The sequence below is a fragment of the Belnapia sp. genome, assembly GCF_059504005.1.
The window spans coordinates 1-8,646 of record NZ_JCACHU010000040.1; the positions used below are offsets into that span (position 1 = coordinate 1).

The 8,646-nt window shown below is 66.4% G+C and carries 6 protein-coding genes and 3 pseudogenes; 5 read left to right on the forward strand and 4 right to left on the reverse strand.

Going from position 1 to position 8,646, the window contains the following annotated elements; genetic code table 11:
- Window positions 1-49 precede the first annotated feature (49 nt).
- Together AC5JJ1_RS05745 and AC5JJ1_RS05750 are read left to right on the forward strand one after the other, a co-directional pair.
- Window positions 50-520: pseudogene (locus AC5JJ1_RS05745) on the forward strand (IS6 family transposase); the annotation flags it as partial.
- An 89-nt stretch (window positions 521-609) separates the two neighbouring features.
- A pseudogene (locus AC5JJ1_RS05750) lies at window positions 610-1,732 on the forward strand (IS3 family transposase).
- A gap of 269 nt (window positions 1,733-2,001) precedes the next feature.
- Here the strand turns inward: AC5JJ1_RS05750 and AC5JJ1_RS05755 are convergent.
- Window positions 2,002-2,607 carry a hypothetical protein gene (locus AC5JJ1_RS05755; RefSeq protein WP_495784151.1) on the reverse strand — a complete coding sequence of 202 codons (606 nt, stop codon included), beginning with the start codon at window positions 2,605-2,607 and terminating at the stop codon, window positions 2,002-2,004.
- Window positions 2,594-3,313, reverse strand: a complete 720-nt coding sequence (locus tag AC5JJ1_RS05760) for a ParA family protein (RefSeq protein ID WP_495784152.1) — start codon at window positions 3,311-3,313, stop codon at window positions 2,594-2,596. Before AC5JJ1_RS05760 ends, AC5JJ1_RS05755 begins: the two co-directional genes overlap by 14 nt.
- A 216-nt stretch (window positions 3,314-3,529) precedes the next feature.
- Here AC5JJ1_RS05760 and AC5JJ1_RS05765 point away from each other — a divergent pair.
- The 3 genes and pseudogenes from AC5JJ1_RS05765 to AC5JJ1_RS05775 all read left to right on the forward strand — a co-directional run.
- Window positions 3,530-4,125: pseudogene (locus tag AC5JJ1_RS05765) on the forward strand (ATP-dependent DNA helicase); the annotation flags it as partial.
- A gap of 5 nt (window positions 4,126-4,130) precedes the next feature.
- Window positions 4,131-4,799 (forward strand): DUF2161 family putative PD-(D/E)XK-type phosphodiesterase, encoded by a 669-nt coding sequence (locus AC5JJ1_RS05770; RefSeq protein WP_495784153.1) that lies wholly within the window; start codon window positions 4,131-4,133, stop codon window positions 4,797-4,799.
- Complete coding sequence (locus AC5JJ1_RS05775; RefSeq protein WP_495784154.1) at window positions 4,792-5,511, forward strand: DUF72 domain-containing protein; 720 nt, start codon at window positions 4,792-4,794, stop codon at window positions 5,509-5,511. The genes AC5JJ1_RS05770 and AC5JJ1_RS05775 overlap by 8 nt, the downstream gene beginning before the upstream one ends.
- Window positions 5,512-5,597: 86 nt before the next feature.
- Here the strand turns inward: AC5JJ1_RS05775 and AC5JJ1_RS05780 are convergent, their stop codons facing one another.
- A complete protein-coding gene (locus AC5JJ1_RS05780; RefSeq protein WP_495784155.1) occupies window positions 5,598-7,667 on the reverse strand; it encodes an ATP-dependent helicase in 2,070 nt (689 codons plus the stop codon).
- Between the two features lie 22 nt (window positions 7,668-7,689).
- Entirely contained in the window at window positions 7,690-8,388 is a 699-nt protein-coding gene (locus tag AC5JJ1_RS05785; protein ID WP_495784156.1) for a hypothetical protein, read from the reverse strand.
- Window positions 8,389-8,646 lie beyond the last annotated feature (258 nt).

An 8,646-nucleotide genomic window follows, 5' to 3' on the forward strand; every position in this document is an offset into this window, starting at 1 on the left:
GACCCGTTTCGCAGCTCTGGCGCTAGCCGCTTGACTTCGCCGACAGTATCAGGTGGCTATCAAGATCGCCGGGGCGAAGCACTGGCTCTGGCGTGCCGTCGATCAAGCCGGAATGGTGCTCGACGTGCTGGTGCAGAGCCGGCGCGACAAGAGGGCAGCGAAGCGCCTGCTGCGGAAGTTGTTGAAGCGGCAGTGCCGGGCGCCGCGTGTCATGGTCACTGACAAGCTCCCAAGCTACGGAGCGGCCAAGCGGGAGGTGATGCCTGGTATCGAGCACCGCCAGCACAAGGGCCTGAACAACCGGGCGGAGAATTCGCACCAACCGACGCGACGACGAGAGCGGCAGATGAAGCGCTTCAAGTCGGCACGGCAGGCCCAGCGCTTCCTTTCCGCCCACGATCAGATCGCCAACCTCTTCCATCTCCGCCGCGACCACGTCACCGCCAGCGAGTATCGCGTCGCAAGGGCGCGTGCGTTCCAAACATGGGCCGACGTCAGCGAGGTCACCGCCGCAGCCTAAACTCCAATCCGCATCGGCCCTCGGCCAACCAACTCAGTCAGCCTTGCGCCGACAACTTGACGGTACCGTCGGCGGCCGAGAAGGTGTGCATGGTCGAGGAGACCTATACGCCGGGTGCCTCGGTGAGCTCAGTCGCCCACCAGCACAGGGTGAACCCAAACCAGCTCTTCTCCTGGCGCCACCTAGCGGCCAAGGGGGCCTACACCGCGGCGGCTGCGGGCGAGGGTCGAAGCACTGCTTCGACGTGCCTGCTTCCGAGCACCGAGCGCTGCAGCAGCAGGTTCGTGAGCTCCATCGGCTGCTGGGCAAGAAGAAGACGCTGGAGGCCGAGATCCTCAAAGAGGCCCTACAGCAGGTCAAACGCAAAAAAATTCGCTTCTGTGCGCGCCCTTCCTGGCAAGATCGTTGATCGGCTCTTCAGCTCAACCGCGGTGAAGGCCTTCGCTGAAGCCCTCGGCGTCGCCCGATCCGGCCTCGCTCGATCGGCCAGGGATCCAGCGCTTGGACGACGAGGTAGACCGCCCGTGCCGGAGCACGACCTCCTGGCCCGCATCAATGGTGCTGACCGCCGAGTTGCCGACCTACGGCTACCGGCGGCTCCATGCCCTGCTGCGCCAGCAAGCGGAACTGGAGGGCTGGCCACCTCCGAACCCGCCATGCGGGTGGGGTGAGGCGCCGCCATGACGGACGTGTCGCCGTCGAGGCCCGCAACACCCGCTGGTGCTCGGACGGCTTTGAGATCGCCTGCGACAACGGCGAGCGGGTCAGGGTGGTGTTTACCCTCGACTGCCGCGAACGGGAGGCCATCACCTATATCGGCACCACCAGCGGCATCACCTCCGAGCACATGCGGTACATGATGGTCGAGGCCGTCGAGCGACGGTTCGACCTCGTCAACCGCTTGCCAAAGGCCATCGAGTGTCTCAACGACAACGGCAGTTGCTACGTCGCCCGAGAGACTCGATGGTTCGCCAGCAGCCTCGGCATGCTCCCCGGAACCACCCCACTCCAGAGCCCGCAGAGCAACGGCATGGCCGAGGCCTTCGTCCGCACCTTCAAGCGCGATGACGCCCGCGTCCGACCCTGCCCAGATGCCCAGAACGCACTGCAGTCAGGTCCACCTGGTTCACCCACTACCAGGAGGCCCAACCCCATAGCGCGCTTGGTTACCGGTCCTCGCGTCAGTTCAACCGTGCCACGATAACAGCCTGACTCTGTCCATTCCAACGAACGTCTCTTCTGGTGGTTACTCCACACCTCTACTTCGGCACATCGATGTCGTTGGGGGGCGACCACACCATCAAAGCCTTGCTGAGGGTCTTGTCTCGAACCCCCATGCCGCCTCGCGGGCTGGGCTGCCCGCCTTAGCCGCCAGAACCAGCTGCCGAAGGTCCGCAGGTAAAGGTGCTACCACAGTTGATCCGATACAGCATCACGAACATCAAATCCGAAGCAGTGATTCTGCGTAGCATCGAACTGATTCAACAATCTTGTGCCACTCCCCGTTCGAGCCGGGCAATTTCTTCCTCGATTGCAGCCTTCTGGCGACGAAGCGCGGCAAGTCGCCGCGCTGTAGCTTCGCCCCGTTCTACTTCGGCCTCCTCTGCACCCAGGACCTTCTTTTTGAACGCAATCACTTCGGAGCGTCGAAGGTCAGGCCGCAGCAGCCCGCTTTGCTTGGCTTGTTCCAGCGCAGCATCAGGTAGCGTTGAGAGGTAGTAGATAGTCGTGTAGTTTTGCGGCAGCCCATCAGACGGCAGCCGGCCGCTCTCTATTGCGACGGTCGCCGCTCTAATCTGGAAGGCCGTGCGCGGCGAGAATGGCAGATCGCGGTCGATCATGGCGTTGAACTCGCCATGGGGGAGCCGTTCCTTTGCCAAGTTCAGGTACCTCCCGATGGTGAGGAAGGTCGCCTGCGCCCGCTGCCAAAGCGTGTTGATCTCCCGTGCGAAGTCCTCGCGGCGCTCGTAACGCACCAGTGCGCCGTTCAGGATCTCGATCCGCCCGTCCCCTTCAGGCATCACCTCTACGGGCGGCCTGCGGTCGGCAAGCAGTTTCTTTGGGACTGTTGGGCTAAGCCGTGCCATGAGCGGCCTCCCGCTTGCGGCTGCGAGCCTTCGGCTTCGGCTTCGGCTTCGGCTCCGCTTCCTCCTGGGTCGATGGACTATCGATCCCGAGCCGCTGCTTCACGTAAGTCCAGAGGGTCCGAACTTCATCGCAGCCGACATGGCCAGTGATATCGACCAGACCGTACCCCTTTGAGCCCGCCCGGTTGTAGTCCGCCCGCTCGCCCAGCTCGATAGGGCACAGCTCGGCCGCCGCTAGCAGCATCCCCTTCTCGGCAGCGACATTAAGCCGAGGCCGAGAGAAATTGATGACAACGATAGGCTTCGCTCCGCTGGCGCGCAGCGCTTTTAGGTATGGCACGGCCGATTCCACATCGTCGAAGGAGGCGCGGCACGGGACAAGGATGAGGTCAGCTGCGGTGATGAGGCGGCGCATCTCAACCGGATGGGCCTCGATGCTCGGCGGGGTGTCGATGAAGAGGACATCGCTGGACTCGATGCCATCCTCTGCTGTCAGCGCCTCGGCATCAGTCCATTCGACTTGGTAATGCACAATCCCTGGGACGTCGCCCGGTCGCCGCCGCGCCCAACGCGTCAAGGTCCGCTGGGGGTCGAGGTCCGCAGTCGAGACGGTAAACCCGTCGTGTGCGGCCGCAGCGGCGAGATTTCGTGCCGTGTTCGTCTTTCCGCAGCCCCCTTTGGGGCTGCTGATGACAATCCGCAGCATTGCGTGCTCCCTCATGCGGCAGGGAACCCCCCGGTCCTTTCATGCCGCGTCGAAGGGGTATCACGCACAAGGTTAATCTCGCCACAGGTACGTTAAGCGAACTGCGGCGACCAAAGGTTTAGCCGGCTAAACTTTTGCTAGCAGCACTGAGCGAGCGCCGGCGCTGCAGGGGCCATGCTGGCCAAACGTGCGTATTGCTAGAAGCTTCATGCAAGCCCGCTTCGGGACCTCCTGGTACTGTACTCATTGAATCGTGGCGGCTTGGGAGAACGCACCTGAATATGACCCTGCATCAGATGATGAATCCACCCGATGAACTCTGGGTTGAAAGCTTCGGCTGGAGCTACGGAGTGGGCGACAAGGTGATGCAGGTTGCCAACGACTACAAGCGCGATGCCTATAACGGCGACCTCGGCCTAGTGTCAGCCATCAATCCAGAGGAGGCCAAGCTGGTGGTGAGCTTCGAGGGGCGAGAGGTGGCGTACGGCTTCGGCGAGCTGGACGAGTTGGTGCTGGCCTATGCCACCACCATTCACAAAGTCCAAGGCTCGGAGTACCCGGCCGTCCTGATCCCGCTAAGCACTCAGCACTATGCCATGTTGGCCAGAAACCTACTTTACACCGGCGTCACCCGGGGCAAGCGGCTTGTGGTGCTGGTCGGACAGCGCCGAGCGCCGGCGATTGCGGTCAGGAGCGGCAGCGCCCGGCGCCGTTGGTCCAAGCTCGGCGAATGGCTCGGCGCCGTGGTGCGCTCAGACCACCGGCAGCAGAGCCAGGGGCAGCGGCTGTCCGATGCTCGGGCAACCCGGTGACTGTCATGCCCCAGCGCCATGCCGAGACCTCGTTGTACCCGGCAGTCAAAGCTTATCTGGAACTTCTGGGTTACGAGGTCAAAGGCGAGATCTGTGGCTGCAACATCGTGGCGGTGCGGCCAGGTGAGCCGCCCTGGCTCGTCGTCACCGAGCTCAAGACGGGTTTCACCCTCGAGCTGATCCTGCAGACCGTCGGCCGCTTCGCTGCGGCCGATGAAGTCTGGCTGGCGGTCCGGTTATCGCAACGTGGGCGGGACCGGCGCGTCCACAAGCTCTGCCGTCTGCTCGGCTTCGGCCTGCTGGCCGTGGATCCCATCCACCATCTGGTTGAGGTGCTGGCCGAGTCTACAGCCTATCGGCCTCGCCCCAACCGCAAGCGCCGCAGCTTGCTGCTGCGCGAGCACAGCCGGCGGCGCGGCGACCCCACCCAGGGCGGGACATCGCGTACTCCGATCATGACGGCCTACCGCCAGCAGGCGCTGGCCTGCGCGGCGGCACTGCAAGAGGGAGCCCGCCGGCCGCGCGACCTCAAGGCCATCGCGCCCGATGCTGGCCGCATCCTGCTGCGCAATGTGTATGGCTGGTTCGAGCGTGCCGAGCGCGGCGTGTACGGCCTTACCGGCTCAGGTAGGCAGGCCGTTCTGCAGCAGCAGGTTGGCTTTCCGAATGACTGAGATACCGAAGACGCTACGGATTGGAACAGCCGGCTGGTCGATCCCGACGGCGCAAGCCGATTGCTTTCCGCGGGAAGGCAGCCATCTCCAGCGCTACAGCCAGCGGCTTTCTGCAGTCGAGATCAACTCGTCCTTCTATCGGTCGCATCGGGCCAGCACCTATGAGCGCTGGGCCGCCAGTGTTCCGCCCGACTTCCGGTTCGCCGTGAAGGTGCCGAAAGAAGTCACCCACACCCGAAGGCTCGCCAACACCACGGAGCCGCTAGCGCGGTTCCTGGAGGAGGTCCGCCTGCTTGGAACCAAGCTTGGGCCCTTGCTGATCCAGCTCCCGCCCAGCCTGGTCTTTCAGCCAGACCTCGTCGCCGAGTTCCTTCAGCATCTGCGCAACAGCTTCGCTGGTGATCTGGCCTGCGAGCCGCGGCATCCAACGTGGTTCACCGACGAGGTCGATGCCGTGCTGGCTGCGCACCGCGTGGCGCGTGTCGCCGCCGATCCGGCACCGGTCCCGCGCGCCGCCGAGCCCGGTGGATGGCAGGCGCTGACCTATTTTCGGCTGCACGGCTCGCCACGCATGTACTACTCGCCCTATCCGCAGGCCTATCTCGATCGGCTGCGGCACCGCTTCTCCAGCATCGACGGAGAGGTCTGGTGCATCTTCGACAACACCGCTGAAGGGGCCGCGACACACGATGCGCTGGTGGTCGCAGCCTAACCGTCTCGCCCCGATGCCAAACCGCCGCCAGCATGACCCGGACCGGTCGCTTGGTGGACTGAGCGCGGGCGTCGGCAGGCACGGCGTCAGCGTGGCGCCTTCGCCTTGCGGGCCGTAAACTCGGCGACCAATCGGTCCGTCTCTGCTTGGGACGGTGGCTTCACCGGCCGCGCTGGCCGGCTAGCCTCCGTGCGGCTGGCCGGTCTGGAAGTCTTGGCTTGCCAAGACGCCGCGCCGGCCTCGGTCAACGTCTTCGGGATCTTTGCCAGGAAGCGTGATGGCTTGCCGGCCCAGTCGCGGCGGTGCCGCACCCAGCTCAGCCGCAGCGAATGCCGGGCTCGGGTGACGCCGACATAGAAGAGCCGGCGTTCCTCGGCGATCGCGCCCTGCTGCTCCGCCTGCCAATTCGGCCAGACGCCCTCCTCGAGCCCCGCCAGCAGCACATGGTCGAACTCCAATCCCTTGGCTCGGTGCAGCGTCAGCACCTGCACGGCGTCGGCGGGCTCGGCTTCGCCGGGTATGGCCCCCAGCGCGGCCCCGTCGCAGTAAGCCGCCACGCTGCCGGCCTGCTCCGCTGCCCGCAGCGCGGCCGCCCAGGCACGGCCAAGCTTGCCGTCGAGGCCCAGCCGCTCCGCGATCTCGCTGGCCTCGGCCGCCAGCCGCAGCGCATCAGCCGGGCCGAGCGCCTGTCGGGCCACACCGTCCGCAATTTCGCCTGCCACGCCGAGCACGGCCTCGAGCCCCTGCCGCTCTGCCGGTGTGGCAGGCAGCGTCCCCACGCCAGCGGCCAGGGCAAGACCCCGCTCCGCGGCGTGCTCGCGCAACCGCCCGAACACCGTCCCGCCGATGCCGCGGGCCGGAAAGGCGCAGGCACGGCGGAAGGCATCATCGGCAGCGGGATCCCAGACAGAGGCGCCGGGCTTGCCACCGCGGCCACGGCTCATCGCCAGCCTTAGCCAGGCTATGGCGGCCAGGACCTCCTTCGGCGGCTCGGGCTCTCGGTCGGTGACCAGCCGCACCGGCACGTCTGCTTGGCGCAGCGCGGCCAGGATCGGCTCCGCCACGAAGCCAGCCCGGACCAGCACCGCGCACTCGCGCCAGAGCAGCTCAGGCTGTCGTCGCCGCAGCGCCTGCAGCCAGGCCAAGGCAGCGCCGCCCTCATCCTCCGCGGTCGGGGCTTCCCGGATGGTGATCGAGGGGCCGGGCGGCGCTTTCGGATCAGCCGGGCGCAGGATCTTCGGCAACGCCTCTGGGTCCTCCGCCGCGATCGCGTTGGCGGCGCGCAGGATTGTCGGGGTCGATCGGTAGTTGGTCTCGAGCTTCAGGGCAGGGGGAGCGGCCCGATAGTCCTTCCCGAAGCGCCGGATATGGGCGACGTCGGCACCGCGCCAGCCGTAGATCGCCTGCAGGTCGTCGCCCACCGCAAAGACCCGGCCGGGCTTGCCGGCCAGCAGGCGCACCAGTGCATGCTGGGCATGGTTGGTGTCCTGGTACTCGTCGACCAGGATCTCGGCCCAACGCAGGGACCAATGCGCAGCCAGCTCCGGATCGGCCTGCATGGCCGCGACCGGCAGGGCGATCAGGTCGTCGAAGTCCAAGGCCTGCCGTTCTGCGAGTGCCGACCGATAAGCCGGAAGCACGGCCGCGGCCTGTGCCAGCACCTCCGGCTCGAACCGTCTCAGCGCCGAGGAGCGGGGCAGCCGGCGGGGATCGGTCACGAGACCATTCTTCAGCAGCGACACCGCCTCCTGCAGCAAGCCGGCCGCCTTCCGGTCCTGGATGCCGGCGGCCTGCATCAGCAGCTCCCGAGCGTCGCTCTGGCCCAAGATGGCGAACCCGCGGGGCAGGCCCAGGACCCCGGCGCCATCCTCGATTAGCAGCCGGGCCATGACAGCGTGAAAGGTGCCAACCCAGCGCGGTGTCCGCTCCGGCCCGAGCAGGGCGGCAAGCCGGCTGCGCATCTCGCCGGCGGCCTTGGCGGTGAAGGTGATGCAGAGCAGCCGGTCTGGCGCCTCACCGCCCAGGATGAGGTCCGCCACCCGGCGGATCAGGGTCTCGGTCTTGCCCGAGCCGGCACCGGCCAGCACCAGTACGGGCGCCGGCGCGGTTGCCGCGGCGCGCTGCGCCGGGCTTAGGGGCGCGAGATGCGCAGACATGGGAAAGTCCCGGCAGGCTTGGCTAGAACAGGGTGGTCTGCGGCCGCTGCGGGCTGGTGGCAGCCGGCTTGCGACGCGGCAGGGCAGGGGGCAGGGGGGCCGGCCGGCTGGCGGTCTCGTCGGGCCCGGCATAGCCGTCATCGGCGATCAGCCGCAACTGGACCCCGGTGCCGGTGGCCGCCGCGGCCGGCAGCTCCAGCGGCACTGGCCAGAAGCACTCGACCCGGTCCTCGCCGCGCAGCGCGAGGAACACCACCCGGTCCACCCGGCCAGCGCCGTCGGTCTCCACAGCCAAACGAAAGGCCAGCCCCTCGGCCGCCGCCTCGCCCAGCGCCAGGGAGAGCTGCTGGACCTCCACCTCCTGCCGCTTGAGCGTGCGCTCGGTCGGTTCCTCGGCGGCGCCGCGATAGAAGCGCACCGGCACGCCGTTGCCGTTCCCGCCGATGACGAAGACGAAGTGGGCGCTGTCGTCGAGCACCTCGAGCCAGGGGTAGTCGCCCGAGCTCGCGGCGCGCTGCAGCCGATGCCGGCCAAAGGCAAAGGCGCGGCAGCCGACCGACCACGGATCGTCCCCAAGCTCGTAGCTGGCCATGGCCAGTGCGTCTCGCCGGGCATTAGCGAGCATGCGAGCGCAGATCCGCAGCCGCTCCTCGGTCAAGGCGGGGTGGAAGTCCCAGGGCAGGCGTGCTGGAGAGGGGAGGGGCTGTTCGGCGCTTTCCATCACGCCACCATACCACGGTGTCGGTGCATGCTCGTCGTGGAGTTCGTCGAACTGCTCATCGGAGCCCAGGAGAAAAGGCCTGCGCCTCTGCCTTGCCAAAGCATTCATTGCATTTAAACAACTACAGCTGTGCCATCGTATCTAATTTGGAATAATTTTGTCGTTTACTTCAATCGAGCTTCCTCGCAACTTCATCGTATCTGATACCGCCCCGCCTTGGGACTGACTCGATCGTGAGTTGAGGCGACGCGGAGCGAA

Bases quoted from the DNA above. Each gene is read 5' to 3' on its own strand.
- AC5JJ1_RS05770 (WP_495784153.1), top strand. From the start codon at position 4,131: ATGCCCCAGCGCCATGCCGAGACCTCGTTGTACCCGGCAGTCAAAGCT.
- AC5JJ1_RS05760 (WP_495784152.1), bottom strand. From the start codon at position 3,313: ATGCTGCGGATTGTCATCAGCAGCCCCAAAGGGGGCTGCGGAAAGACG.
- AC5JJ1_RS05785 (WP_495784156.1), bottom strand. From the start codon at position 8,388: ATGGAAAGCGCCGAACAGCCCCTCCCCTCTCCAGCACGCCTGCCCTGG.
- AC5JJ1_RS05775 (WP_495784154.1), top strand. From the start codon at position 4,792: ATGACTGAGATACCGAAGACGCTACGGATTGGAACAGCCGGCTGGTCG.
- AC5JJ1_RS05780 (WP_495784155.1), bottom strand. From the start codon at position 7,667: ATGTCTGCGCATCTCGCGCCCCTAAGCCCGGCGCAGCGCGCCGCGGCA.
- AC5JJ1_RS05755 (WP_495784151.1), bottom strand. From the start codon at position 2,607: ATGGCACGGCTTAGCCCAACAGTCCCAAAGAAACTGCTTGCCGACCGC.